This is a genomic window from Streptomyces sp. NPDC034111, assembly GCF_055575375.1.
The window spans coordinates 249448-274034 of the sequence record NZ_JBVIST010000005.1 but is presented as its reverse complement, the minus strand read 5'-3'; the positions used below and the strand labels follow the sequence as shown (position 1 = coordinate 274034).

Annotated in this window: 34 protein-coding genes and 1 pseudogene; 20 read left to right on the top strand and 15 right to left on the bottom strand. The window is 69.1% G+C overall.

Features of this window, described 5'->3' with window-relative positions; translation table 11 throughout:
* Window positions 1–16: 16 nt before the first annotated feature.
* The 3 genes from ACZ55A_RS15800 to ACZ55A_RS15790 all read right to left on the bottom strand — a co-directional run bounded on the left by ACZ55A_RS15800 (window position 17) and on the right by ACZ55A_RS15790 (window position 2242).
* The gene (locus ACZ55A_RS15800; RefSeq protein WP_397881708.1) at window positions 17–694 is read right to left on the bottom strand and encodes a hypothetical protein; all 678 of its coding nucleotides are present in this window, start codon (window positions 692–694) and stop codon (window positions 17–19) included.
* Entirely contained in the window at window positions 694–1008 is a 315-nt protein-coding gene (locus ACZ55A_RS15795; RefSeq protein ID WP_397882002.1) for a hypothetical protein, read from the bottom strand. Before ACZ55A_RS15795 ends, ACZ55A_RS15800 begins: the two co-directional genes overlap by 1 nt.
* Window positions 1009–1123: 115 nt before the next feature.
* A complete protein-coding gene (locus ACZ55A_RS15790; RefSeq protein ID WP_468839771.1) occupies window positions 1124–2242 on the bottom strand; it encodes a C40 family peptidase in 1119 nt (372 codons plus the stop codon).
* A 511-nt stretch (window positions 2243–2753) separates the two neighbouring features.
* Here ACZ55A_RS15790 and ACZ55A_RS15785 point away from each other — a divergent pair.
* The 3 genes from ACZ55A_RS15785 (at window position 2754) to ACZ55A_RS15775 (ending at window position 4783) form a co-directional block, all read left to right on the top strand.
* Window positions 2754–3509 carry a DNA-methyltransferase gene (locus ACZ55A_RS15785; protein WP_397882001.1) on the top strand — a complete coding sequence of 252 codons (756 nt, stop codon included), beginning with the start codon at window positions 2754–2756 and terminating at the stop codon, window positions 3507–3509.
* A gap of 246 nt (window positions 3510–3755) precedes the next feature.
* The gene (locus ACZ55A_RS15780; protein ID WP_468840127.1) at window positions 3756–4313 is read left to right on the top strand and encodes a DUF4913 domain-containing protein; all 558 of its coding nucleotides are present in this window, start codon (window positions 3756–3758) and stop codon (window positions 4311–4313) included.
* On the top strand, window positions 4310–4783 hold the full coding sequence (locus tag ACZ55A_RS15775) for a hypothetical protein (protein ID WP_468839768.1): 474 nt from the start codon (window positions 4310–4312) through the stop codon (window positions 4781–4783). Before ACZ55A_RS15780 ends, ACZ55A_RS15775 begins: the two co-directional genes overlap by 4 nt.
* A 359-nt stretch (window positions 4784–5142) precedes the next feature.
* On the opposite strand, the gene ACZ55A_RS15770 is transcribed toward ACZ55A_RS15775, so the two are convergent.
* Window positions 5143–5337: a hypothetical protein gene (locus ACZ55A_RS15770; protein WP_468839765.1), complete on the bottom strand. Its 195-nt coding sequence runs from the start codon at window positions 5335–5337 to the stop codon at window positions 5143–5145.
* A 117-nt stretch (window positions 5338–5454) separates the two neighbouring features.
* Here ACZ55A_RS15770 and ACZ55A_RS15765 point away from each other — a divergent pair, with 117 nt between their 5' ends.
* The 13 genes from ACZ55A_RS15765 (at window position 5455) to ACZ55A_RS15705 (ending at window position 14217) form a co-directional block, all read left to right on the top strand.
* Window positions 5455–5895, top strand: a complete 441-nt coding sequence (locus ACZ55A_RS15765) for a hypothetical protein (protein WP_398696978.1) — start codon at window positions 5455–5457, stop codon at window positions 5893–5895.
* A gap of 148 nt (window positions 5896–6043) precedes the next feature.
* Window positions 6044–6391 (top strand): SH3 domain-containing protein, encoded by a 348-nt coding sequence (locus ACZ55A_RS15760; protein ID WP_468839762.1) that lies wholly within the window; start codon window positions 6044–6046, stop codon window positions 6389–6391.
* Between the two features lie 59 nt (window positions 6392–6450).
* On the top strand, window positions 6451–6795 hold the full coding sequence (locus ACZ55A_RS15755) for an SH3 domain-containing protein (protein WP_397881703.1): 345 nt from the start codon (window positions 6451–6453) through the stop codon (window positions 6793–6795).
* Window positions 6796–6871: 76 nt separating this feature from the next.
* The gene (locus tag ACZ55A_RS15750) at window positions 6872–7339 is read left to right on the top strand and encodes a hypothetical protein (protein ID WP_468839758.1); all 468 of its coding nucleotides are present in this window, start codon (window positions 6872–6874) and stop codon (window positions 7337–7339) included.
* The gene (locus ACZ55A_RS15745; RefSeq protein ID WP_466977889.1) at window positions 7336–7776 is read left to right on the top strand and encodes a hypothetical protein; all 441 of its coding nucleotides are present in this window, start codon (window positions 7336–7338) and stop codon (window positions 7774–7776) included. The genes ACZ55A_RS15750 and ACZ55A_RS15745 overlap by 4 nt, the downstream gene beginning before the upstream one ends.
* Before the next feature lie 10 nt (window positions 7777–7786).
* Window positions 7787–8221 carry a hypothetical protein gene (locus ACZ55A_RS15740; RefSeq protein ID WP_466977888.1) on the top strand — a complete coding sequence of 145 codons (435 nt, stop codon included), beginning with the start codon at window positions 7787–7789 and terminating at the stop codon, window positions 8219–8221.
* Window positions 8222–8259: 38 nt separating this feature from the next.
* Window positions 8260–9111: a winged helix-turn-helix transcriptional regulator gene (locus ACZ55A_RS15735; protein WP_468839754.1), complete on the top strand. Its 852-nt coding sequence runs from the start codon at window positions 8260–8262 to the stop codon at window positions 9109–9111.
* Window positions 9108–9596 (top strand): hypothetical protein, encoded by a 489-nt coding sequence (locus tag ACZ55A_RS15730; RefSeq protein WP_468839752.1) that lies wholly within the window; start codon window positions 9108–9110, stop codon window positions 9594–9596. The genes ACZ55A_RS15735 and ACZ55A_RS15730 overlap by 4 nt, the downstream gene beginning before the upstream one ends.
* A gap of 47 nt (window positions 9597–9643) precedes the next feature.
* Window positions 9644–10822, top strand: coding sequence for an MFS transporter (locus ACZ55A_RS15725; protein WP_468839751.1), 1179 nt, complete (start codon window positions 9644–9646; stop codon window positions 10820–10822).
* Between the two features lie 30 nt (window positions 10823–10852).
* Entirely contained in the window at window positions 10853–11161 is a 309-nt protein-coding gene (locus ACZ55A_RS15720; RefSeq protein ID WP_468839749.1) for a hypothetical protein, read from the top strand.
* A gap of 107 nt (window positions 11162–11268) precedes the next feature.
* Entirely contained in the window at window positions 11269–12459 is a 1191-nt protein-coding gene (locus ACZ55A_RS15715; protein WP_468840124.1) for an MFS transporter, read from the top strand.
* 410 nt (window positions 12460–12869) lie between these two features.
* Window positions 12870–13697: an SPDY domain-containing protein gene (locus ACZ55A_RS15710; RefSeq protein WP_466496934.1), complete on the top strand. Its 828-nt coding sequence runs from the start codon at window positions 12870–12872 to the stop codon at window positions 13695–13697.
* Window positions 13698–13728: 31 nt separating this feature from the next.
* Entirely contained in the window at window positions 13729–14217 is a 489-nt protein-coding gene (locus tag ACZ55A_RS15705) for a hypothetical protein (RefSeq protein ID WP_397881694.1), read from the top strand.
* A gap of 109 nt (window positions 14218–14326) precedes the next feature.
* On the opposite strand, the gene ku is transcribed toward ACZ55A_RS15705, so the two are convergent.
* From ku to ACZ55A_RS15690, 3 genes are all read right to left on the bottom strand, one after another.
* Window positions 14327–15142, bottom strand: coding sequence for a non-homologous end joining protein Ku (gene ku, locus ACZ55A_RS15700; RefSeq protein ID WP_468839745.1), 816 nt, complete (start codon window positions 15140–15142; stop codon window positions 14327–14329).
* A gap of 220 nt (window positions 15143–15362) precedes the next feature.
* Complete coding sequence (locus ACZ55A_RS15695) at window positions 15363–15710, bottom strand: DUF6233 domain-containing protein (protein WP_468839742.1); 348 nt, start codon at window positions 15708–15710, stop codon at window positions 15363–15365.
* Between the two features lie 148 nt (window positions 15711–15858).
* Entirely contained in the window at window positions 15859–16095 is a 237-nt protein-coding gene (locus tag ACZ55A_RS15690; RefSeq protein WP_468839739.1) for a hypothetical protein, read from the bottom strand.
* A 170-nt stretch (window positions 16096–16265) separates the two neighbouring features.
* On the opposite strand from ACZ55A_RS15690, the gene ACZ55A_RS15685 reads away from it, so the two are divergent.
* Window positions 16266–17435: a PP2C family protein-serine/threonine phosphatase gene (locus ACZ55A_RS15685; RefSeq protein WP_468839736.1), complete on the top strand. Its 1170-nt coding sequence runs from the start codon at window positions 16266–16268 to the stop codon at window positions 17433–17435.
* 31 nt (window positions 17436–17466) lie between these two features.
* On the opposite strand, the gene ACZ55A_RS15680 is transcribed toward ACZ55A_RS15685, so the two are convergent.
* A complete protein-coding gene (locus ACZ55A_RS15680; RefSeq protein WP_466977878.1) occupies window positions 17467–17997 on the bottom strand; it encodes a GNAT family N-acetyltransferase in 531 nt (176 codons plus the stop codon).
* 159 nt (window positions 17998–18156) lie between these two features.
* On the opposite strand from ACZ55A_RS15680, the gene ACZ55A_RS15675 reads away from it, so the two are divergent.
* The 3 genes from ACZ55A_RS15675 to ACZ55A_RS15665 all read left to right on the top strand — a co-directional run bounded on the left by ACZ55A_RS15675 (window position 18157) and on the right by ACZ55A_RS15665 (window position 19743).
* A complete protein-coding gene (locus ACZ55A_RS15675; protein WP_468839732.1) occupies window positions 18157–18510 on the top strand; it encodes an SPDY domain-containing protein in 354 nt (117 codons plus the stop codon).
* A gap of 103 nt (window positions 18511–18613) precedes the next feature.
* Window positions 18614–18904, top strand: coding sequence for a hypothetical protein (locus ACZ55A_RS15670; protein WP_397881686.1), 291 nt, complete (start codon window positions 18614–18616; stop codon window positions 18902–18904).
* A 17-nt stretch (window positions 18905–18921) separates the two neighbouring features.
* Complete coding sequence (locus ACZ55A_RS15665) at window positions 18922–19743, top strand: DUF317 domain-containing protein (protein ID WP_397881685.1); 822 nt, start codon at window positions 18922–18924, stop codon at window positions 19741–19743.
* 315 nt (window positions 19744–20058) lie between these two features.
* Here ACZ55A_RS15665 and ACZ55A_RS15660 read toward each other — a convergent pair whose 3' ends face one another.
* The 7 genes and pseudogenes from ACZ55A_RS15660 to ACZ55A_RS15630 all read right to left on the bottom strand — a co-directional run.
* On the bottom strand, window positions 20059–20751 hold the full coding sequence (locus tag ACZ55A_RS15660) for a hypothetical protein (protein ID WP_468839726.1): 693 nt from the start codon (window positions 20749–20751) through the stop codon (window positions 20059–20061).
* 79 nt (window positions 20752–20830) lie between these two features.
* Window positions 20831–21232, bottom strand: coding sequence for a hypothetical protein (locus ACZ55A_RS15655; protein WP_468839724.1), 402 nt, complete (start codon window positions 21230–21232; stop codon window positions 20831–20833).
* A gap of 129 nt (window positions 21233–21361) precedes the next feature.
* Window positions 21362–23074, bottom strand: coding sequence for a relaxase/mobilization nuclease domain-containing protein (locus tag ACZ55A_RS15650; protein ID WP_468839721.1), 1713 nt, complete (start codon window positions 23072–23074; stop codon window positions 21362–21364).
* Between the two features lie 13 nt (window positions 23075–23087).
* Window positions 23088–23426 carry a plasmid mobilization protein gene (locus tag ACZ55A_RS15645; RefSeq protein WP_468839718.1) on the bottom strand — a complete coding sequence of 113 codons (339 nt, stop codon included), beginning with the start codon at window positions 23424–23426 and terminating at the stop codon, window positions 23088–23090.
* A 290-nt stretch (window positions 23427–23716) separates the two neighbouring features.
* Entirely contained in the window at window positions 23717–23950 is a 234-nt protein-coding gene (locus ACZ55A_RS15640) for a hypothetical protein (RefSeq protein WP_468839715.1), read from the bottom strand.
* A gap of 94 nt (window positions 23951–24044) precedes the next feature.
* Window positions 24045–24236: a hypothetical protein gene (locus ACZ55A_RS15635; RefSeq protein WP_397881679.1), complete on the bottom strand. Its 192-nt coding sequence runs from the start codon at window positions 24234–24236 to the stop codon at window positions 24045–24047.
* Window positions 24233–24587 (bottom strand): annotated as a pseudogene (locus ACZ55A_RS15630) (hypothetical protein); the annotation flags it as partial. The pseudogene ACZ55A_RS15630 and the gene ACZ55A_RS15635, both read right to left, overlap by 4 nt.

Sequence of the window (24587 nt, the reverse complement as noted above, 5' to 3'; positions counted from 1 at the left end):
TTTCGGGATCAGGCGGTCAGGGCGCGACGCGGGGGGCGATGGCGGCCAGGGAGCAGTCGTGGTGGGGCCGGCACTGCACGGCGAGCGTGATGGCGCGTTCCTCGGCACCGCCGCCGTGCTTCTTCCAGGTGATCTTCTGCTTGCCGTTGACGGTGACGACGAAGATGTACGCCTTGGTGATCGCTGACGGGTCGTTCGCCAGGGCTTGCTTGAACGTGCTCGGGAAGTGGCCCTCGGCAGCCGTGCCGGTGGCGTGCTGGTTCTGATCGGCCATACGCGACCACAGCACCGGATCAGGGACCTGGCCGGAGACCGAGGCCCAGTCGGCGTACTTCGCCTCGCCGGTCATCCACGCCTGCATGCCATCGAGTTGCTGGCTACGGCTGGTATTCCGGGTGTCGTACGACCACAGCATCTCCGCGGCGGCCTTGGCGTAGGCGACCGGCTCAGCGGTCCGCGGCGGCTTCGGCACCGACCCGGTCTTGGCCGGCCGGTCCGGCGCGGGCACGGCCGGCGAAGACGAACTGCTCGTCGGCGTGGGGCGATCCTGGTGCTGCTCGCCGCTGCCGGTGAGGAAGGCGACGCCAGCGGCGATGGCGAGCAGTACGGTCAGGGCGAGGGCGACGATCGCGATGCGTCGGTTAGCCGGCCAGCCGAAGCCGTACGCGGATCGGAGGGAGGGGGGCTTGGGCATCAGTGGATCTGCGTCCCCAGCGAGCTGAAGAAGGCCACAATTCCGTTCGCAGCCCCGAGGCCGAGGGCGGCGAAGGCCGAGATGGTGGTGCCTTTCTTGCCGTTCGCTTCGGCCTGGTGCCCGCCGCTGTGGTGGCCCCAGGCCCACACACCGAGCGAGACGGCGAGCGCGCCGACAACGGCGATGATGCCGAACAGGTTGATGCTGTTGACGACGGACTTCAGAACGGCCAGGCCGGGCAGGCCACCGCTCTGCGGTGTGATGCCGGGGTTGTAGGCAAGGTAGAGGGCACGGTCTACGAGTGACGTGGTGATGGCGAAGCTCCTTGCATGCGCAGGCCCGGTGAAACCCGGCCCGGCGGGATAAGAGAAGAGGGAGGGGCGCCGCGCTCCGGGGGCGGGGGGAGTGACAACGAGCCGGGCGGTGGCGTCAGAGGACGCGGCGGGCGGCGAGAATCGTCCAGGCCGTGATCGGTGTGATCCGGACGGGCTTGGTGGTCCTGGGGGCCTCGATGACGAGACCGTCGCCCATGAACATGCCGACGTGCTCGGGCCGTGCGGCGGTGCCGCGGCTGAAGACCAGGTCGCCTGGGCGGAGGCGATGGGCGGAGACGGCCTTGCCCTCGTGAATCTGCGTGTACGTGGTGCGGGTGAGCTTGACGCCGGCGTGCGCGTACGCCTGCTCCATGAGCGAGCTGCAGTCGCAGCGGCCCATCGGATCGGGGCCGCGGGGGTTGGTGCAGTGGCCACCCCACTGATACGGCGTGCCGAGCTGCTGCATCGCCCATCCAATGGCCTTGCGAGCCCTGCGGTCGGCGCCCTTGGGGATCTTGTAGCCCTTCGGGACCTTGCCTTCGGGGATGGGGCCCCAGCTGGAGCCGACCTTGCCCGGGACACACGCCGAGGCGGCGCCCGATGACGCGTCCTTGGCGTCTTTGCCCTGGGTGGAGTGGGGGAGCGACGTGGTGATGGCCTTGTCCAGCGCGGTGGCCAGGCTTTCCCACTTGGCGTACGCGTCGGGGAAGCCGGACTTCTGGACGGCTTGGGCGGCCTGGGCGACGGTCAGCTGCTGCCAGCCGTGCACCTTCAGCAGCGACTTGTAGAACTTCGTGGTGGCGTAGACGGGGTCGTGGAGCTGCTGGGCGGTGCCCCAGCCCTGGCTGGGCCGCTGCTGGAATAGCCCGACTGAGTCGCGGTCGCCGCTGTCCAGGTTGCGCAGGCGTGATTCCTGCATCGCGGTGGCCAGGGCGACGATCTGGCCGCGGGCCGGCACGTTGAGGCTGATGCCGGTGGTGACGATGGTCTGGGCGTTGGGGATCTGCGTCGCGGGAAGTGTGAGGTCCTTGATGTGGACGTGCTTGCTGTCCGCGCCGTCGAGGATCTTGGTGATCTTCTTCGTGACCGCACCGGTGTCACCCGCGGGGAGGCAATCACCGAACTGGCCGCTGTTCTGAGCGGCTTGGCTGGCAGTGGCCATCATCGTGGCCGTGCCGAAGAGGAGTACGGGGGAGAGGACGACGACGCCGAGACTGGCGGCGAGCGCCTTCAACCCGTGCGGCCCGCTCGCAGATCACCGTTTTCGGGCAGGGGTGGGTAGCGAGAGGTCATGAATGTGTCCTTCGGGTGCAGTTCCGGCGTGCCGCGTGCGCTTGGAGTGGTGGAGGGGGTGCGGCGGCCGGGGTGGGCGGTCGAGGTGTTGGTCGGCTTTGGCGAGTTGCCGCTCGCCGTGCCGGCCAGAAGGCGAGCTAGGGGCGCCGGGGCAGGGGGAACCTCCGTGAGGCAGTGTGGGGAATCAGCCAGCGGCGGTGTGCGCCGGGCAGTTCAAAAACAGTAGGCCCAGATCGGCAGCTGACCAAAAAGTCGACGTGAGGGGTCGGAATCCGACACCTCAGTACGGCACTTTTTGGTCGTCGGCGCATTCGCCTCTACAGTTTTGGGACTCCCCTCGCCCCCCGCTCGTAGCTCTGGGCTTCTGCATGTCCAATTTCGGCTCACGAGGACTTCGACGTGCGATGGGGGAGTTATTCCACCTCAAGCTCCCACCCGAATCGGGGTTCTCTTTGCCCTTTTCCCTTCACCAGGGCGACGCTCTCAGCGTCCTCGCCGATCTTCCGGACGACTGCGTCGACTCCGTCATTACCGACCCGCCGTATAACTCGGGCGGGCGCACGGCGAAGGAACGTACCTCCCGCAGCGCAAAGCAGAAGTACACCTCCGCCGACGCCGGCCACGGCCTTGCCGACTTCACCGGCGAAAACATGGACCAGAGGTCATACGGATTCTGGTTGACGCAGATCATGACCGAGGCGCACCGGCTGACCAAGACAGGCGGCACCGCCCTGCTGTTCACCGACTGGCGCCAGTTGCCCGTCACCACCGATGCCATCCAGGCGGCCGGATGGCTGTGGCGGGGTGTGCTGGCATGGCACAAGCCGCAGGCCAGGCCGCAGAAGGGGCGCTTCACCCAGAACTGCGAGTTCATCGTCTGGGCGAGCAACGGCCCGATCGATGCCTCCCGTAACCCCGTCTACCTGCCGGGTCTGTACTCAGCCTCGCAGCCGTCGGGCAAGCAGCGGCAGCACATCACGCAGAAGCCCGTCGAGGTGATGCGTGAGCTGGTCAAGATCAGCCCCGAGGGCGGCACGGTGCTCGACTTCTGCGCCGGCTCCGGCTCGACGGGGGTTGCGGCCCTGCTGGAGGGTCGCGATTTCATCGGCGTAGAGAAGACGAAGCACTACGCCTCGATCGCGGCCGACCGTTTGACGGAGACAATCCGCGAAACCCTCACCCAGGACGACATGAAGCTCACTGCCTGAGGCCGCAACAGCGCGACCTGCGGAGCAGTTTTACTCCCTTCGCTGACCCGGCGACACCCCGTGCCCTGCTGACAACCCGAGGGCGGAATTGCTCACCAGTGTTTCGCGCTTCCCCATTTCCACGGCTCGTAGGAGGCCCTTCCTTTCATGCCTGAATCCGTAGAACCCCCTGTCGACGGGGAGTTGGAACCGGTCCGCATTCCAGATGCCCAGTTGGAGGGGATAGAGGCCAGCGTCCGGCGGCTGATGGAGCAGTCGGCCCAGCAGGCCCAACAGCTCGACCACCTTTCCTCCACCCCGGCCGCCGGGGGTGGCTCTCCGTTCGCGGCGTTCGGCCTGCCGGCGCTCGGCGGACCGGCCCCGGCAGCGCCGCCGGAGCCACGTCCCATCCTGGAGCTGGTGGGCGAGGCGTACGAGGACGAACTCGACGCGCTGAGCGACTGGGTGGATGACTTCCTTCTACCCGCCTACGGGACGGAGGTCACCACGGCGACCCCCTGGTGCCTGCAGTGGCAGGAGCACGCTGATGTCGTCGCTTGGCTTCATGCGCTGTGGCTTGCCTACCAGCAGCACAAAGATCCCGAAGCCGGCCCGTCCGGGATGCTCGTGTGGCACCGGGACTTCCTGACCCACACCATCGCAGCGATCCGCTCGCCTGGAGGTCCGCTGTCGGCGTGCATGACCTCCCCGGATCGACCCGCGCACCGGATCCTTCCCGGGCCTCCGCCGTCGGCGCGAGCCGAGAAGGCGACAGAGGCCGAGCCGGAGTCATCCGCGTCCGGTGAGCACGAGCTGGCGTCATGACCGGGGGGCAGCAGCGGCCGGCATTCGGTCTGAGCTTCGATCCTCGCGCCCTCACCGACCTTCTCCAAGCCCCCACCGACATCCGTGACCTCGCCCTCGCCTACCTGCAGGATGTGGTGAACGCCGAGCGATTCGGGCTTCAGCTCACAGGTGATTTGGAGGGCTACCGCAAGCTGTTCGTGGACTCCCGGAAGGACTGGCGCGTCGTCTACGGCCTCCGCCCGGCGCCCGAGACATCCACATACCGGCAGGAGATCCACGTGGTCGCCGTCCGGCCACGGGCCGGCAACGACGTCTACGACGAGGTCGGACGCCGCCTGGGTATGACCAGCCGGCCGCTGAGCGCGCGAACACACGCGGCCCGCTCCAGCTCCCCGCAGCTCACGACCCGCATTCCGGCACCGATGCCCTCCGTGGTACCGGGCCTGCCCCGCCCTCCCCAGAGCCCCTCGCACCATCGCGCCCGCTGAGCATCTGGCGCTCCGGCCATGCCCTCGGATCCCGCGTCGGCGCCGGTCCGGCGCGCGGTCCCCCAGCTTGTCCCCCGCATCAAGGCCAGCAGCGGCCACGACGTCGACACCCTGTGGCCCACCGCGGCTGCGGCCTGCTCGACGAGCCGCACGCCATCCCTGTACGCCGAACCACAGCGGCTCGAATCGGCCGGGCTCATCTCCCGGGACAGCGGACACCCCCTCCATACCGGCCAGCCGCTCGCCCTGATCGAAGCCGGCTCGCGCCGCGCTGGTCGCCGGCCGCCCGGCCGGGAGCGTGGGCGACCGTCTCAGCACCTCGGCGCATAACGCGCCGATTCCCATCGAAAGGCTCAATGTCAGCTACCGAATCGACCCCACCTGACGACCGAAGGCGGCGCACGCCTGAACTGGATGCCCGGCTTGACGGCTTCGAGGCCGACGAGAAGACCGCCGAAGCGTATTTCCACCAGATCGGCGTGATCGAGGATTGCCTCATCCCGCTCGGCGAGCACCACACCGCCGATGGCGCCCACAGCTTCTGCGTCCTGCACGACTCATCGGCCACCTGGGACCACCCAGGCGTTCCCCAGTATGTCGCTCTCCATCTCCAACGCGACCTTGAGTCAAAGACGTTCCGGTTCGAGCGAGCTGTGCTGCCACTCCCCGTGATGGCGCAGTCGTGGCTGATCCACCGTGGCTGCCCGCCGCAGTCCATCGGGCTCAACCCCGATCTGGGCCCGTCGCCCGCGGACGAGGCGACGCGGGCCCTGGAGCGGCGGCTCATGACTGACGGAGACCACTTCGCACTCGGGTACTCCTACACCCGAGACGACCCGGGCGACCCGGTCATCGTCGTGGCGCTACGTGCCCTGGACGAGCAGGCCCCGTCCGAGTTCCGCGTCGTGGCCGAGGAACTCGATACCAACGCGTGGACGTACAGCCTGCGCGAGGGCGGCTTCGACACGGTCGAAGAAGCGCTCCAGTGGTGCGACGACCGGCTCAGCGGCACGGCCGGACCGCTCCCACCCGTCAGGCCGGCCACGTCATTCGTCCGCCCGGCTCCCGCACCGAAGGCGCCTGCTCCACGCCCGCCGGGCCGATCACGCTGAGCCTCAAAGCGCCCGTGCGCGGCGAAACATAGCCGACGATCGCCGGTTGGCCAAACCGGCGATTCTCCGGACTCTTATATGGCCGCCGGGACGACAGATCTGGCCGCCTCTCCACGCATTCCCCCTTCCGTAAGGAGGCTTATTTCGCATGCGCTCAACCCGAATTGCGATATCCGCCGCGATGCTCGGCGCTCTCGTCCTGCCGATTGCCTCGACAGCGGTGGCTACGGCCGCCCCGGCTTCTGCGGCGAATACTGCCCAGGTCGCCTGGCCGTGTCACCAGCCTGGCCCGTGGGTGATCGGTACGAAGGCCGTGACCATCCGCTCGAAGGCGTCGTCGAAGTCGACCGCCGTCGGGATTCTGTACCGCGGCCACAAGTTCACCGTCCACAAGACCCGCGGCAACTGGCACTACATCACCGACACAGCCACCGGTGAAAGGGGCTGGGTCTCCGGCACCTACGTCTACCGGCAGGTCTACATGTGCCTCGACTGATTTAGCCGCCGCCCGCACATACCTCCTCACTACCTCCCTTCAACTGTTAGGAAATCTCCTTGCGCCTTTCCCGCATTGCCGCTGCCGCAGCCGTGACCGCGGCCATCGCGCTGCCCGCCGTCACCGCTCCGGCCGCCAACGCCGCAGCCCCGGCGACCTTCGCTGCCTCCGCCTCGTGCGACAAGGTCGGGCCGTACAAGGTCCACGCCAGCGCTGTCACCATCCGCTCGAAGGCGTCGTCGAAGTCGACCGCCGTCGGGATTCTCTACAAGAGCCACAAGTTCACCGTCCACAAGACGACCAAGTCCGGCTCGTGGGTCTACATCACGGACAAGAAGACCGGCGTAAAGGGCTGGGTCTCCGGTGTCTACGTCTACCCGACCGTCTACACCTGCCTCCACTAAAAGGCCACCCCACGCCGCGCCGTCAATGGCTGCCGGTGAGATCTCACGGAACCGCTGCAGATGAAAGGAATGCGCAGTGCTTGATGGCACCGACGACGTCATGGGCGTCATCACCGAGCAGATCGAAGCCCGCTTCGATATGGGTATTTTCGAACTGCAGAGAGCTGTCACTGCGGCTCCTCACGCGAACCGTGAGGCAACCGAGATCGTGCGCTGGCACGGCCTGCTCGCCGAGTCCCAGAAGGCGCTGGAATCGGCCGAGGACGATCTCGTCACCGTACTCGAATCGCAGCCGGGTGAACTCGACGATCCAGCTATGGAAATGGCTCACCGAGTAAATGCGGCCGTGGCCGCGCGGGATGGGCGAGCCATGGTCGTGCAGTGGCTCCTCGACCCCGCCGCCCCCGGAAAGCAGGGCCTGGCCGCGGAACGGCTGGCCCGCCTCAGCCGAGGGGCTCGGCAGGGCCCGGCCGTGCAGACCAGCGCGCCCCTTAGGCCGGCGACTGCACCAGAACCGGCAACGGGACGGGGTGCCTTGCGGTGAGCGTCCGGCTCAAGCCCAGCACCTCGGACGGCCGGCTGGAGCAGGTCTTTGACGCTCCCATCGCCGACCTGTACGCGACAGCCACCAGGGGGGACGGCTCGGCCGCGTTGACCCGCGCCATGGAGCTGCGTTCGTTCCTCGCCCTGGCCGAGGAGCAGGTCGCCCGTGTCCGCGACAGAGTTCGCCACGCCATGGCGGCCGAGCGCGACATGGACGAGCTGTCCGCAGGTGACCTGCGGTTCGACGCGCAGTGGCTGGGCGCTGCGCTCGATGCCCGCAACGGCTACCGAGCCGCGCTTGATGACCTGCTGCGCACCATGCCGGCTGCTGGCCAGCAGCCCCGGCCCGTCCGCATGACGCAGCCAGCTGCCCCCACAGCCCTCCCCACCGCCGCCCCGGCACCGCAGCGTGCCGGGGCGGCCCGGGCCCGACCGTGAAGACCCCCGATTGGCTCACCACATCACGTCTCCCGAGATAGCCGGACGGATCCAGGACCTGTACGGCCAGCCGCTGGCCAGCCTCGAAGCACACGCCCAGGACCAGCCGCCCGGCATGCTCGCTGCCCTTCTCGGCATGCACCACGACCTCGCCTTCGCCGAGCAGAGCATCACCTTCCACCGCGACCGCCTCGCCCAACTCACCCACCCCGATCGGCAGATCGGCGGACCTGAGGCATCGCACGTTCTCGACTGCGCCCGACGGCTCGCCGAAGCAGTCGCTGTGCGCGACCTCCAGGCCAAGACGGCTTCCGCCGTCCTCCACAGCCTCGGTCGCGTCACCTCGACCGAGGGGCGCGCCGTCTCACCCGAGCCGGCACCCGCCCCTGTACCGGCCCTGCCCGCCACTTGCGTCCCGGCCGCCAGCACTGCTCCAAGCCGTTGACTCACGGGCCCCGTTCACTCACCCAGGAAGTTCCTCCATTGGCTACCACAGGTCTGCCCCCCGACACCGACGCAGACATCGCCCGCGTCACTGAGGCCCTCGCCATGATCACTCCGCGATGGAACGTGCGGATCCTGCTGGCACTATCCGGCCGCCCGCTTCGCTACAGCGAGGTCGCGGACAAGGTCGCCTGGCTGCAAAACGGCCAGCTCCACCCCCGGCTTCAGACCCTGTGCGAAGCCGGCCTCGTCCAGCGCACCGAGCACACCCCGCGGCACGTCACCTACGGCCACACCGATCGCGGCGCCGCCCTGCTGCCGGTACTGCCGCTGATCGTCACCTGGGCGGAGGAACATCTGGAGAAGGCAGACCAGCCGCTTCCCGCGATCGAGCAGATCGAGGACAGCCTCACCCTCCTCACGCGGAGGCACGCCGCCGCGATCCTCTGGGTACTGAAGTCCCGCGGGCAGACCGGCGGTCGGGCCCTGGCAAGGATGGTCATGCCCGGCAGGGACTGGACCAACGTCTACCCGCCGCTGCGGCAGCTCGTCGCTGACGGCCTGGTCGACACCGCCGGCATCGGACAGCCCTACCGGCTGTCCAGCGCCGGTGACGCTCTCGGGCCGGTTTTCGGCGCCCTGTCCGCATGGTCCGCCGGACACCCCCTCACCCAGGCTGCCCGGCACCCGCTCTGGGGACGTCCGGACACCACGCCAGCCCCGAAGAAGTGGGTCAGCAACCAGTCGCGGCTGCCTGCCCCAGCCGCCGCGCCCGCACCGAGCAGGAACGGCCAGATCTCCTCACCTACGTGGGAGAACCGGAACCTGTTCTCCCATGCCACCCCGGCTCGTCCGGAGGCGGCACTCGCCGTGGGAGGGCCGCGCCGATGAACATCTCCCCCTCCACGGCCACTGTGCGGGACTCCTGCTCGGTGCTGTCCTCGCCCGGTCTGATCCGCCTGATCACCGAGATCGACGACAACGGCCCCATACCGCCACGCCGACTGGCAGATACCCTCGCTGATCTCTCTGCGCACGGTCTTCGCCAGGCCACCAACCTGGCCCGCGGCCTGGACCTCGTCCACGTCCGGCCTGGAGGCCGCCTCGAACTCACCACATCCGGCTTGGAGCTGGCCGACGTCTACGACGTGACAGCACGGTGGGCTCGTCGGCACGCCTATCCGGACCCCGTCTCCGACTTCACCAGCCGCATCCAGAGCACCCTTGCTCTCCTGGCCGCGGCACCGGTCCTCACTGCGGACTCCCGGCTGAGCGCGGACGCTCTCGCGGACCTGACCCAGTCACAAGATCGGCTGGGTCAATGGCTGGTAGCGAACCAGGCCGTCCAACTGGGCGCGCCCGAGACCGCCGCGTGACGGGGCCCACCACCTGGCCCCGGCAGCCCCGCAGAACCGCTCCGACCTTGATACGCGGCATCTATCTGCCCCGGACGGCCGATGGCGCCGCGTTCGCGATGACCACCTACGGCATCCCCCTCCTCGTCCTGGCCACCACCGGGTCGGCGGGGCTCACGGGGTTGGCCTTCGCACTGGAATGGCTCCCTCGGCTGGGTGCCTTCATGGTGGCCGGCACCCTCGTCGATCGCCATGGCAGCGCCCGCGTCTTCCGCGCCGCGTGCGTCCTGCGGGCCCTGGTCGTCCTCACCGCTGCGCTCCTGCTGGCGATCCGCGATGCCGGGGCCCTCGCGGCGGTGATCGTCATGGTGCTCGCCCCGGTATCCGGCGTCCTCACCGAGTTCAGTTACGTCGCCGCCGAGACCGCCGGCGGCGAGGCGAGCCGTGCAGCCGGAGGCCAGGCGCACCGGGTGCAGTCCGTTCTGCTGGGGATCGACCAGAGCGCCATGCTCGCCGGACCTGTGGTGTCGGGCCTGCTGTTGGAGCACGGCGGCCCGGCAGTGATGCTCAGCACGCTCGCAGGCTTCTCCCTCCTCGCCGCCGCCCTCAGCCCCCGCCAGCATGCCCACCCGATCGGTGCCACGACGGGGACGAGCGGGCTACGGGCAGGCTGGCGGACGCTGCGCTCGCTGCCAGCTCTCGCCTGGCTGGTCACCGGCCTGCTCGTCTCCAATGTGGCCATCGGTCTCCTCCAGGCGGCCATGCCGGTGATCGTGGTCACCGAACTCGGACGCTCCAGCGCCGATGCCGGACTCATCTGGTCCGCAGCAGCCCTCGCCTCCCTGCTCGCCATCACGGCAGCCCGCCGGGCCATCGACCGCTGGGGCCTGTGGCCGGTCGGCACCGCCTCCGCCGCCATCGCCGCCACAGCGACCCTCGCCATCGCCGAGGCCGACACCTACCGCGGCTACCTCCTGCTGATCGCGACCCTGATGGCCGGCGAAGGCGGACTCACCGTCGTCCTGCGCACCATGCGCTCCCACCTCATCCCACCCGACGTCTTCGGCAGCACCCTCGCCGTGACGATCCTGCTGCTCCTGCTGCCCTTCCCCGCCGCCGGACTGCTCGTCGCGGCGGTTCCGCCCTCCCAGCTCGGACACGCCGTCACTGCTGCAGCCCTCCTGCAGGCCCTCGGCCTCGCGACCGCCTTCACCCGGCTACGCACGCTGCCCGCCACACCTTCTTGACCCTCCCGCCACGAGAGGAGCCCACCGCTCATGCCCACCATCACGCAGGACGGACTGCCGGGCCTCTGCCTTTCCCCGACGATCACCGACCGGTTCCGCGCCTTCGATGCCCAGCACCCCTGGATCTACCGCGCCTTGGAGCAGCTCGTCGAGGAGAGGCTCGGCGCGGGGGCGAAGAAGGTCGGGATGAAGGCGCTGTTCGAGGCTCTGCGATGGCGCCACCCGCACGAGATCACAGGTCTCAACAACGACTACACCGCCCTGTACGCCCGCAAGTTGCTCGCCGAACACCCGCAGTGGGCTACGTCGATCGAAATCCGCCGCCGACGCAGCCCGTGAACTCCCCATCGCCGCCCCTGTCCTGACCTTCGAGGAGCCTGTTGTTGTCCGACCGTCCTGTCGTCCTGGGCGTCGCCGCAGCCGATACGGAGGGGCAGGCCGGTCGCGTGAGCCCGACAGCCGCCCCGGCCCGGCTCAGCCGGGGCCTGCTGACCGGCTACTTCCTCTGCCTGGGAGTGTTGATGGCCATCTGGGGCGCCCGGATGCCGGCCGTACAGCAAGCCGCCCACCTCACCACCGCGCAGCTGTCCCTCGTGCTGCTGTCCGCCGCGCTCGGCATGGTCGCCGGACTGAAAGCCGGAGGCCGTCTCGCCCACCCCGAGCGGTTTCCCACCCTGCTCACCGGCGGAGCTGTCAGCCTGGCAGGCTGCCTCGTCCTCCTGGGGCACTGCCACAGCCTTGTCCCACTGCTCACGGCAGCACTGGCCTTCGGGGCCGCGCACGGCGTATTGGACGTCGCTGCCAACGCAGCAGCGGTGCGCTGCCAGAACGCGTACGGCAGATCGATCATGTCCGGCTTCCACGCCGCCTACTCCCTCGGCGCTCTCGGCGGCGCCGCCCTGACCGCTGCCACCGCCCGCACCACGCACACCAGTCTCTTTCTCGTAACCGGCCTGGCCGTGGCCGTGGTTGTGCTCGCGGCCGCACCGGCAACTCAGACCCTGAGCGGTGCCGATCAACCGGCATCCTCCCGCCGAGGAGCCGACGAACGCCGACTGCCGCTGTCGTCCGTGCGGCTATGGCTGCTGGGGGCGCTGGCCGCCGGATCGCTGCTGGGTGAGGGGGCAGCCGCCGACTGGGCCGCCGTCCACCTGCACAGCCTGCATGCCACAACGGCCGTAAGCGCCACCGCGTTTGCCTTCTACAGCGCCGCCATGGCCCTCGGACGCCTGACCGGCGACCGACTCCACACCATCTTCGGCGCCCCAGCCGTGGTCCGGGCCGGCGCGATGCTCGCCGCGGCCGGGCTTGCCACCGGAGTCCTCGCCGCCAGTGTGCCGTGGGCATTGGCCGGATGGGCGGTCTTCGGACTCGGCCTGTCCACCACCGTCCCCTCACTGATCACCGCAGCCGGAGCCGGTGGCCCCAGCGCCGTGGCCACGGTCGCCGTCACCGGCTATGTGGGCCTGCTGGCCGGCCCCGCCCTCATCGGTGCTCTCGCCAGCGCCACTTCCTTGTCCACAGCTCTGCTGCTGCCCGCCCTGCTCGCGACCGCTGTTGCGGCCCTGTCGCATCGCGCCTTGGAGAACACCGCGCCGTGCCTCTCACCACCACGCACACCGGTCCCGATACCGTAATCCTCGACTACAACGGCGTGTTGGGTGTGCAGCCCACCACCACTCAGTGGCTCCGCCTCGCGCGCACCGCCACCTGGGAGGCAGAGCTCGCGTCCTTCCAGAACGCCTTTTGGAGTGCGCGGACCCTCTATGACGCCGGCCAGTTCAGTGACCGGGCGTACTGGGCTCAGGTCCTCGGCTTCCAGCCCAGCAGGCACCTGCTGCGTGAATTACGCGTCGCGGACACCAAAACACCCTCGGATCCGTCCGTCCGGAGCGCGTGCTCTTCGTGGACGACCGCGCAGACAACTGCAGCGCCGCCCGCCGACTGGGACTGCGCACCTTGCACTACACCGGCCGGCCTGCCGACCTCGAAGCGGCCATGCTGCCCACCGACTGACCGCCTCCAACCCTCAACCCCTCAGGACCCCGTGGCACCCCCCGATCACCCTCCCACCATCGACGGGGACGTTTTTGTCTCCCCGCGCTACCTCGCCGGATCCAGCGGATTCGGCGACCCCGGCTTCGCTCCAGTCGCCGCCTGGCCGCACCACCACCTGGACGACGGCCCGTGCCAGCTCGTCGTGACCTCTCCGGACCACCGCATCCGGATCGGCTGGTTCGGCGACGACCACGACCTGTGGAAGATCACCGCTTCCGAGGACGCTGCCTCCATGCCGCGTTGGACGGCGACCTTCAACCAGAACACCCCCGCTGAGATCGTCGCCGGCCTCACCACTGCCCTGGCCCGCGACTGGGCCGACGACGAAGACTCCTTCCTCGCACGCCCGTCGATCTACTGGCCCGACAGCATCCAGCCGCTGCTCACAGCCGGCTGGACATACAGAGCGGCCGAACGAGGCACAGTGGAGATCATCGCCCCCGACAAGCAGGCGGGAGCCCTCATTGACGTTCGCAGCCGTGACCCGGACGACGAGACCACCACGCTGTGGGCCGGCCCTCCCGGCTGGGGCACCCGTGCGGAAGCACACTTCACCGCGCGCACCCCGTCGCACCTGATCGCGGCAACTGCCGCCGCCCTGGCCGACCCTTCCCCCGTCCCCCGCTACAAGCAGGGCCTTGATCCGCAGCTCGCTGATCTGGCCCAGCTCACCCCCGTCCGACCGCCCAAACCTGCGGCACCGACCCCGCTGGAAGTCCGGAGAGCCGCCCCTAGCCGACCGGCCGCCCTCCCCACCTCCAGCGTCCCGCGCTGGACCACCACCAGCCGCCCCGCCCTGCCCGGCCCCCGCCGATAGGCCCTGCGCACACTCCTACCGGAATTCGCTCATGTCATTGCAAGCCCGCCAGTTCTTCGCCGAGCTGTGCCTGCCCTTCACCGACAGCACGGTCGTCGGGAACACCTACTACGCCACCCCTATCGCGGGAGCGGCGCTGCGACTGCGCATCAGCTTCACGGAGACGAGCTATGCGGATACGTACGGCGGCCTCCGTGTGGCGGTCGTCCACGCCGACAGAGGCGAGATCGACGCCGTGGCACTCAGCTTCCTCGATCACGGCACCTTCCACCGCCGTGATGAAGCCCAGAACACACCCCGGAACAGCAGCAAGTACGGCACCTTCAACACGTACTACCGACCCGGCCAGCCGCCCTGGGAAGGTGCAGTTCCTGCCGGTCTTCGCGATGCCATCGAGCAGTACACGGGGGTCTGGTTCCCAGACGCCTGGAAGACGCCCACACCGTTTCGCGTCTCTGGCCGCACCGCCCAGAAGGCCCCGGCACCACCGGCATCCCGCACTGCGAGTCGCACCCGCTGAACCGCCCTCCCGAACCACCGCACTGAGCAGCAGGCCCCCGGAACTGAGTTCCGGGGGCCTGCTGCGTACGGTCGGACCGGCGCGACGCGACAGGTGCGCAAACGCAGCGTCAGCCGCTCCTACGGCCGGGATCAGCCGATTTCCTCGTCTTCGAGCTGCGCGTACCCTGTGCGGCCCGAACGCTCTCCTGAAGCATGGCCATCAGGTCCACCACCGGCCCGACTGGCGTTGCAGGGGCATGCGGTGGTTCCTGCCCGGCAAGCTTCGCCGTCACCACGTCGTCCAAGGCCGCCCGGTAGTGGTCATGCTGCTCGTCGAGCCGAAAATCCTCCGAAAGCGACGTCATCAGCGTCCGGGCCATCTGCAACTCCTGGCGTCGCGGCTCCGGGGCAGCGGCCACCAGGGCTTCAGCGGAGCGAACCTCGTCTGGCCACAGCAGCATCTGCGCAACAATCACCTCCTCGCGGACCCGGAGGACCACGAGGCGCTCCGGACCGCGCAGCGCCATGCGGGCAATTCCGACCTGGCCGCTCTGCTTCATCGCGTCCCGCAGCAACCGGTACGGACGGGCGCCGGCTCCCTCGACGCCCAGGAAGTAGGACCTGTCCAGCGCAATGGGGTCGATCTGGTCTGACGGAAGGAAGCCGACCACCTCGATCGTCTTCACGCTGGGAAGGGGCAAATCTGCGAGATCGCTGTCGCTGAGCACGACGGTGCGGTCATCCGGAGCCTCATAGCCGCGCGCGACTTCCTCGTACGGCACCTCGACGCCTTCAGCCTCACAGATGCGCCGTTGCCGAATTCTGGCGCCATCCTTGGCATGCACCTGGTGCAGAGGTACGGCGCGCCGCTCGGTCGCCGAATGAATCGACACGGGTATGGACACCAGCCCGAAGGTGATGTGGAATCTCGTGATGGCGGCCATGCCTCCATGCCACCTCCGAGCATCGGTGATCGCATTCCGGAGCCCGACTGGCCAGCACCGATGCCATCCGCGGAAGTCGCCCCGTAGAGCGCTGCTCCGGCGAAGACCGGGCCGAAGCTCGAAACCAGACTGGCCACGGCATTGGCCATCGTGAAGAAGCGGGCATCTTCCTCGGCAGCTGCGGGGTCTCGTTCGTGGGCGAGAGGTGGTGGCCAGCGAGCTAGGCGTACCCCTTTCCGAGTTCCAGCGCCGGCTTGAGTACCGCGGTGGCGTCGCAGTCGTGGCAGGCACGCGCGCCTGGCCGCGCCAGCGCGTCGAGCGCTTGCATCGCGTCCAGCTCCTTCCCCCCGCCGCCCGACTTCCGGCAGGTGGCGTCGTGCACGACCGTTCCGCCCCGCCGCTCGGGATCTGGTCGTACTACCCATCCCGACGGTGTGGGCGGGGGGAGTTCTGCCGGGAGCCGGTGCGTCGGAACGGAAGACAAGTCCACGCCCTCGATCGGCTGGAGCTGGTCGGCGGTGACCCAGACCCGGTACTCGGCCGCTTCGACGCCGTCTCGCCTCGCCACCCAAGACGGCACCCCAATGAGGTATCGCCATGGGTGCAGTCCTCGCGTCTGACGCCTTTCATGAAGGCGCACCCGCACGGTCTGCTCGTCGGGCAGGACCAGCAGGATCGGAGCGGGTGGTGGGGGGCCGTTCACCGCGGGCGATCCACTACGGTGCTCCGCTCTCCAGTGCCCGGGCCCTGCTGCGCAGTGCGACACGGCCAGCGGTGGAGGCGGAGGGGGTTGACCAGTGCGGATGCCAGAAGACCCGGCAGGAAAGGCGCAGGAGTCGGCGACGCAGAGCGGTGGTGCCGGCATCGGGCGGTGAGGCGGCCAGGGTGCGGTATGTGCGGTGCCGGGCGCGGGCGGCGTTCAGCAGGTCATCTGGGTAGGTGGCGGACTCCATGCCATCAATTCAAGCAGGTGTTCGAATTGCGTCGCATCCTGCCTGGTGAACGCCGGGCAGTACAGCTGTGACTGAGTGCTTCACCTGGAGAGTGAGCGCTTGAGTTGGCGGGGGATGCCGTCTTGATGTCCGGGCTCGCAGCCACCCCCGAGGGGGTGCAGGGTGGAGACGTGGCAGCCCAGCAGCGCTTTGCCGGTCTGCGGCAGTCATGGCAGTCCAGCCATGCGCTGCTGGCGATCCCTGTTGTGCTCATCCTGGTGATCACTGTGGTGGACATCCGCTCTCCAGCAGACGTCCATCTGGGACCGGCGCTGGTCATCGCGCCCGCGATCACTGCCTCGTTCGCCGGTCCCCGGCTGACCGGCTTCATCGGAGTTCTGGCCTTGGCGGCCCAAGCGATCATTGGCGTGTTTCACGGCGGGCTGGCCACAATGAACCACATGGTGCAGTTGGTCACCATCGCGGTGCTCTCGGTTTTGGTCGTGTTCTTGAGTGCGGTGCGCGAGCGGCGCAGTCGGCAATTGGCCCAGGTGCGGTCGGTGTCCGAGGCCGCGCAGCATGTCCTGCTGTGGCCGCTGCCGGACCGGATCGGGCCGCTGCAGGTCGCCTGCCTGTATCTGGCGGCCGAAGACGAGGCCCAGATCGGCGGCGATCTGTACGCGGCCACCCGTACCGAGCACGGGGCCCGCTTGATGATCGGTGACGTGCGGGGCAAGGGCCTGCCCGCCATCGGCGAGGCCGCCCTGCTGCTCGGCGCCTTCCGCGAGGCCGCCCACCAACACACCACGCTGCCGACGCTGGCCGCTGGGCTGGAACAGAGCGTCGCCCGCTACCTCACCGACTTCGAACCAGAGGACGAGGCCGGGGAACGCTTCGCCACCACCCTGCTGCTAGAGATCCCCGATGAGGACCCCATCACCCGGCTAACCAGCTGCGGCCACCCTCCGCCACTGCTGCTCAGGCCGGGCGAAGCGGTCACCGTTCTCGTGCACCCCGCGCCCCCGCTGGGGGTCGGCCGCACTGCACCGGAGGACTACACCCTCGATGTGTTCTCCTTCGAGCCCGGGGACACCCTCCTGCTGTATACCGACGGCGTGATCGAAGCCCGCGACCCTGCTGGCGGGTTCTACCCGTTCACGGAACGGGCAGCCCAGTGGACCGATGCCAGCCCCGAGACGCTTCTGCATCACATTCGGCGCGATCTTCTCGCCCACACCGGCGGACGCCTCGACGACGACGCCGCCCTGATCGCGATCCGCCGCACGACTGCTCCGCATCCGAGCCGTCGCCACGGGAGGGGCATCCATCGTGGCCGCCACGGCTCCGCAATAAGCCAATGAGCAGGCGCGCCAACTGAACAGCCTCGCCAGCTCAAGCGCTCGCTCGCCAGGTGAAGCGCTCAGTCACAACAGCGTCTGGCGCTGCCCGTACTTGGACCCACTCCCGCATTCCGACCGCCACCAGCAACCTGCGTGAGGCTCGGTTCGCGCTCTGGTTGACGGCCACGACCTCGCCGGTCCCCGGCAGGCCGCTCGCCCACTGGACGACAGCGGCCACGGCCTCGCAGCCGAGGCCGATTCCCCAAGGCTCGGGAAGAAGGGCGTAGGACACCTCGGTGCCGCCGCGCCCCGAGTACGGGTCGATCGTGATCATGCCGACCGCGGAGTGCGAGTCGCGCTCGGCGACGGCAAAGGCGCCGAGGCTATTTGGGAGCGTGCGACGGCGCACGGCGATCTTTGTTTCGCTCACCGGCCCGCCAAGGTGCCGACGTACCCGCTCATTTCGCCAGAGCCGCTCGGCGAGGGGCAGGTCGTCTTCGGCGACCGGCCGCAGAATGAGCCGTGGCGTCTGCACCATGGTCGGCTGCCACTCGATGGCGGATGTGTTGGCGTGGTCACGCATTCGTGGCACTGACGGTCCGCCGAGCGGGGCGCTTCCGCCGCCCTTTCACCAGTTCGCCTGGGGCAGACGCGAAAGATCCACGAAAGACTGGCCAAGGGCGCAGAGGCATGTCAACGTAGACATCTTCCCGCAAAACCCCAGGTCAGAGAGGTGATGCCCATGACCGTGGACGTAGCTCAGCCCGGGTTCTCGACTACCGACGAGGCACTGGGGCTGCGCTCATGGCAGCTCGGGCCCGGCCAGCCGACTCAGGTCACCGACCAATTCCCGGCAGAGGACTTCCACCTGATCGTGGACGACCGCGCGGATGTCCACATCAGCTCCAAGGACGGCCGCTTCTACCTCGGCTGGTTCCCCACCGGCCGCCCCGGCACCGACGGTGTGGGATGGCAGATCGCCGTTACAGGAACGGCAAAGGTGCGCGGCTACGACATCTCCTTCGGCGTGGAGGCACCGGCCGACATCGTCGCCGCCGCTGTAGCCCGCGTGCTGGAGACGTCCCCGCACCTCTAAGACGGAGGCGAATCGAGTGTCCTGTGCCAGAGGCTGTCCTCCATACTTCGCCGGCATCTCACGGCCGCCAACCAACGCGATCCCTCACCCAAGGAGGCCGCCCATGCCGCACACGGAGATGACCGTCGGAGACCTCATCGGCCTGTTGTCCGCCTGCGATCGGAGCGCTCCGGTGCGGCAGGCGATGAACCCGTTCTTCCCGATGGCGCACCGCCTCGCGCAGGTCGTCCAGTCCGTGGACGAGACCGGGCAGAGCGTCGTCTACCTCGCTGAGGGAAGGGACGCGGACACACAGCTCGGTCATCTGCCGCCCGAAGTGGCAGTGGAGCTTGCCTGGCAGTCGCCCGTCCAAGCGCCGCCGCGCCGCCCCCGCCGTACTGCCAGCGGCAAGTAGAACCACCCACCTAACCTTTGGAGGCGCCCCTGTACCCCGAGTTCCCGCTCGACCCGTCCACCCAGGACACGGCCCAGCCCGCGTATTGGGTCGGTCCCCGACACCTGGCCGGGGACGACGGACGTCTCTATGACGCCGTCGCTGACACGCTCGCCGGCCTCGGCTGGACGAGCCTGACGATCGTCCGCGGGCGGCAGGAGCCGGACGAGGCACCGGAGGACCGCCAGGTCTTGCGAAGCACCGTCCTGCACATCAGCCCCGACACCCTTCGCTGGGCCCAATGGGTCCTGGCGGACGAGCCGTTCCACTTGGGGGAGCTACCGATCGCCTGGCAGGTCTCCGCTCGCGTCGACACGAGTAGCCCGCTCGCGCAGTGGGCCGCCTACTTCACCCCCGATGTCCCCGGGGAAGTCCTCGCCGACTTCCTCGTCGCGCTCGACGCCCGCGATCAGCCCGATGTACCGCTCGGCGGCGCTGAGCTGGTCCTCGACGCGGTTACCGCCCACGGCTGGCTCCGCGACATCGATCAGCCCCACGCTGGAGCGACCGATCCGACCTTCGCCTCGCATTTCAGCCTCGGCGAGGTGCCACCTCTCATCCAGGACGCCGACCCGCGTGCCCTCACGGCTCAGGCCGACGAGGCGGGGCTGGACGGGTGGCAGGCGTGGGCTGAGCCCGTGCTGGGCGCACCGATCCTGTGGGCCGCGTCCTTCGGCGCCAGCGTGCCGCACGACCTCGTCGCCGTGTTCGCTGGCGCCCTCAGCTCCACGGCACCTGTCCTGCGCCGGGTGCTGCCCGAGAGCACGCGGGAGCGGCTCCTGCGCGCCCCGGCCGGCTGACGGACAGCGCCGTGGTCAACCTCCAACGGGGCCCTATGTCGGCCGCGCGCTGCCTGGCCCGAAGCTCACAAAGCCCGGCCACCCCGAGAGGGGCGCCGGGCTTCGTGCTTTCCGTGTGGTGTTGGTATGCGATGCATATGAAGCCCTGCGTCTCGACGAGGGCAATCCTGTTCCGCGCGGTTGGACGTACGAAGTCCAGCGGTGCGCGATACGGGGCTGACGGGGCAGGGGGCCGGGCGGGTTGTCCGTCCTGGCGCCGTGGTGACGCGCCGGTGCCCCCGGCCAGCAAGGTCCAGGGCACCGGCATATGGTGCGTCAGCGGGTTGCTGCTGCCTTGGCGAGGGCCTCGTCGAGGTGCTGGTCGACGAGAGTTGGCGAGCCGGAGACGATGACCAGGACGCTGCCGTCCCGGATCGCGGTCTGCTTCACCACGGTGTCGCGCTCGCCAGCGGAAAAGGTGAGGAGCTGACTCCAGCGCTCGTCCCCGAGTCGGGGCGCGGTCACCTTCTGCGTGGTCACGTCGACCTTCGTGCTGCCGACGAGGACCTCGTACTGCGGGCAGCCGGTCATGGCCTCGACGATCCGGCCGGTGCCGGTCGAGAGCTTCCCCGCGGTGTCGCTGTACAGCTCCTCGGAGACCTCCGAGTTGCTGCTGGCTGTGTAGGTGAAGGTGGCCTTCGCCTTGTGAGGGAAGTCGAGCGAGCCGCCCATGGCCGCATCACCGCCCATGTCGTTCAAGGCGGGACAGCCGAGAACGGAGACGTCGTCGTGCTGGGTGGGACGCTCGGGCTTGTGGGCGTAGCCGCTGCCGAGGTCGTTCTCGTCGAGCAGGCGCGTCTTCAGCGCGGTCGACGACAACGGCGCATCGTGTCCAGCCTTGGCCGGCTTACCGCCGCGGGCGGAGGAGGGAGTGGCCGGCTTGACCCCGGTGTTGTTGGCTGAGCAGGCGGGCAGGGCGAGGAGAGCGGCGGCGGTGAGGCCGACGGCGGCGACGATGCGAACGCGCATGGTGGAACTGACCCCTTGGTGCTAGGTGACGGGTGGTCAGTACGGGCTCGTGGGCCCGGTGGGGTCGTAGGTGTGGGGGTCAGTGGCCGAGGTGCCGCAGGCAGTCCTCGAACGTCGCATGTGTCGCGTCCGCGGGGCCAGCATGGCGGTTGTACCAGGCCGTGTCGAGGCGCGTCTCCTGCTGCTGGTGCCCCTGGCGGCAGCGCAGCCAGATCTGGTCGCGAGTGGAGAGAATGAGCCAGTCCCGGTACGCACCGCACTCGGCGCAGGCGATCATATCTCCGTCGAGGACGATCGGCTGCGGCCAGGGCATCATCCGGCCGTCGAGCTGGTCGTGGCTCGGGAGGCGCAGCTCCGGCGGGAGGAAGTCGTCCACGACCGACGCCAGCTCGCAGGACTGTGGTTCGGCCGGCATGCGTGCGGCCTCTGGGGGCACCAGGCCCTCCAGCTGCGCCCATGCCTCGTCATGTAGGCGCCGCATCTCGTTTGTCTCCGCATGGCGGCGGCGTATCCGGTACACCGTGGTGTCCTCCCTCGTCGTGTCCTGCTCGCTTCACGATCGTGCCTGAAGTCCCTGACCTGCTTCAATTCACAAAGTCCACAGTCACGGTCATCCGCGCCGGTGCCCGGACCGTCCCGGTGTCCGCTGTCCAGGGTGCTGCGAGCGCTCCGCTGCGTGCGCATCGTTCGCCGTGTCACTGGTGTCGGCGGGCAGGTCCGCAGTCCGGCGCAGCCGCCACACGAGGACGTCGGCGACGGAGTCCGCGGTGTCGAGTTCCCGTCGCTCCGCGGCACCGGCGAGGAGGGTTGCGGGGTCGTGGCCGGCGGCTTCGGCGTCGGCGAGGGTGGCAGCGAGTGCGTACCAGCCGGGCTCGGCCAGGATCTGTTCCGCCAGCTCCGGTAGTGCTTGGCGCAGCATGGACGTCTGCCGCTGGACCAGAGGGGTGCCCAGGCGCCTGCCGCGCTGGTAGAGCGTGCCAAGGGGGTGGGCAGCGGCGGCTTGGTAGGCGGCGCGCAGGTGCTCGGCGGTCTGGCGGGCGGCTTCGGCTTGCTGAGCGTGGCCCTTCTTGGCGTGCCAGTGCATGGCGGCGGTGATGAGGAAGAACAGCATGTCGATCGCCATCGCGGTCGTGGCGCCGTCTTCGCCGCGGCCCAGGGCGGGGCCGCCGTGGACGAGGCTGCGGGCGGCCTGCCGCAGCGCCCGGTCGTGCCCTCGTTCGGCGCGGATGTGAGAGCGGGAGGCTCGTTCGAACGCGGTGGCGGCGTCGCGCAGTTGATGGCGGGTGTGAGCGGCGGAGGTCTTCGCGAGCGCGTCCAGGACCTCGCCGGTCGCCGCGATGTGCGCTGCGGCGACCGCATCGTCGCCGTGCTCGACGATCGGGATCGCTGTCCAGGCGGCCGACGCAGTCCGGCGGCGCGCGGCAGGGGGGTTGTCCGGTGTCGCGCGGCCGGGAGTATCTGTCGAGGGAAGCTGGTCGGGGTGGTCGGCACACCAACGTTCCCGGATCCGTGGCAGGGACAGGTCGGGGGCAAGGCGCGCGCCGGGGTAGAACACGGGCTCGTCGTCCTTGTTGTGGTCGTCGGGCAGGGCGACTTTGTAGCCGAGCAGGTCGCCGGAGGGGGCTACACGCTTGCGGATCAGAAGGCCGGCGGCGGCCAGCCGGTCGAAGAACTCCGTCTCGTCCGCCGCGCCAGCGACCGCGCGGCGCACGGTCTCGCGCAGCTCTTCCCGCGCGGTGCGCTCGCGACCTTGCCGTTGGGCCTTGTGGCGCTCGGCGCTGGTGGGGCGCTTCGCGGCGGTGCCGTCGCCCTTGTTGAGACGGCGTAGTCCCAACTCCGCTTCCAATTTGCGGGCTTCGGCCTGGACACGCTTGGCGTCGAAGTGGAGGTCGGGCTTGTAGCCGTCCTCGCGTACGAGGGTGGCGACGATGTGGATGTGGTCGTCGGCGTGTCGGACGGCTGCCCACCGGCACCCAGCATCCTCCTCGGGGGCATCGATGCCCGCGGCAGCGACCATGCGGCGGGCTACGTCCCCCCACTCCTCGTCGGTCAGGATCCGGTCGTCGGGCCCGTTGCGGACGGACAGGTGCCACACGTGCCGCTTCGGTCGTTCTGCCTGGTCGACATTCTCCACCGGCTGATCCAGGAGTTGTTGGAGCTGCTTGAGGGTGGCAGCGTCATCCCGGCCGGGGTCGGGCGCGTTGTTGTGGTCCCAGGAGGCCACCAGGTGCGGGTCGGTGTGCTCCTCGAACTTGCCGGGCCCATATAGGTAGCTGAGGAGGCCGATGGTGCGCTTCCCGCGCTTCTGGATCCTGGGGATCATGGCGGTTTCGGTCTCAGTTCTGCTGGAGGAGTTGATCGGTCGCATCCTGGACACGCTGCACGGCGCGGTGGGTCGCGGCGAGGACGGCATCGAGTTCGGCAGGCCACGCGCCGGAGTTGAGCGCCTTCGCGGCCTGATTGAGGTTGTTGCCGACCTTGCCCAGGTGGCGGCGCGCCGCGAACAGCTCGGCTACCTGCTCTCGGCGGCTGGCCACGGCGGCAGCGGTGGTCTCCGAGTCCTCGGCGGCGGCGAGGCCGGCGCGTACGAGATAGGCGGGCAGACTCGTGCGTGCAACGCGCGCCGCTGAATGGAGACGTGTCCACTCGTCGTCATTGAGTCGCACGTTGCACATGCGGGATCGCTTGCTCTCGCTCTTGAGCGGGGAGCGCTTGCGCTTCTCGGGCGTACGGGCGCGCTCAGGGCGCGGAGACTTGTCGCCTCCTGGCTGCGGACCGCCCTCGGTCGCTGCCTGGCCGACCTGCGCCCCCCGGTGCTGGTCGGCTCCCGCCACCCCTGAGGCGGGTGATGGCCGAGCTGCCTTCCCCGACGGGGAAGAGTAGCTTGGCCGATAACTTGCTCGCCCCGAGACCGAGTTGAGGTCCCGAGACGGTTCCGGGGCGGACGGGTACTGCTTCGGGTTCGTCACTGTTCACCGCCCTGCGTGTCGTGGACGATCTCCAGGATTTCGAGGACGAAGTCGAAAGCATCCTCTGTGTCGGTCAGGTGATGGATCTGGTGATCGGGGCCGATCTGGACGAACCACTGTCCTTCGGGGCCGTCGACTGCGGAATGGATCAGTCCGTACCGGAGGAAGGTGTGCAGGAATGACCAGACCAAGCGGTCTTCGAACTGGTCGGGAATTGCTGCGTGTGTCATGGCGATCTCCTTCGTGGAAGGGGCGGTGGCCCAGCGTGGAGCCGGGCCACCCTTAGCGGGTCAAGGGTTTGAGCTGCTGCTTTGCGGGTTCAGCTCAGCCGCACTCGGGGCAGCGCCCGACGTGGCCGCTGAGAGCCCGGGCCATCCGCGCCTTCGCCGATGCGGCGTGCTTCGCGCTGGACTTCGCCGCCGGTCGTCCGGCATGGCGCTTTGAGTGAGCGTGCAGGAATCCGATCTCCCGCTCGTACTCATCGCGGAGGGCAGCGAATCGGGGGCAGGTCTTCATCGGGTGGTGCTCCTTGTCGTCGTGGTGCTCGTCTCGCTGCGCAGTTGCTGCAGGACGAGGCTCAGTCGGTCATTCCGGCCACCTACGAGGCCCTCGCGCCGGAGGATCTCCCGCAGCTGGACCCGGGTGACGGCCTCGTTGCCGTCCCGGTCCAGCAGGGCCGGGACGTGGGGGCGGAGCTGCTGGACGAGCTGCTCCACGGATTGCTCCGGCCCGCGCGGGGGGCGCTGCGTCTGCGGACTGCGGGACCGGCTACCACGCTTTGTGGTCTTCGGGGTCGGCTTCCGCCGGAGGGAGACTTTGTGCCCCCGGTCCCCGGTCCCGGTGTCGGTCCCCGGTTCCTGGTCCGTG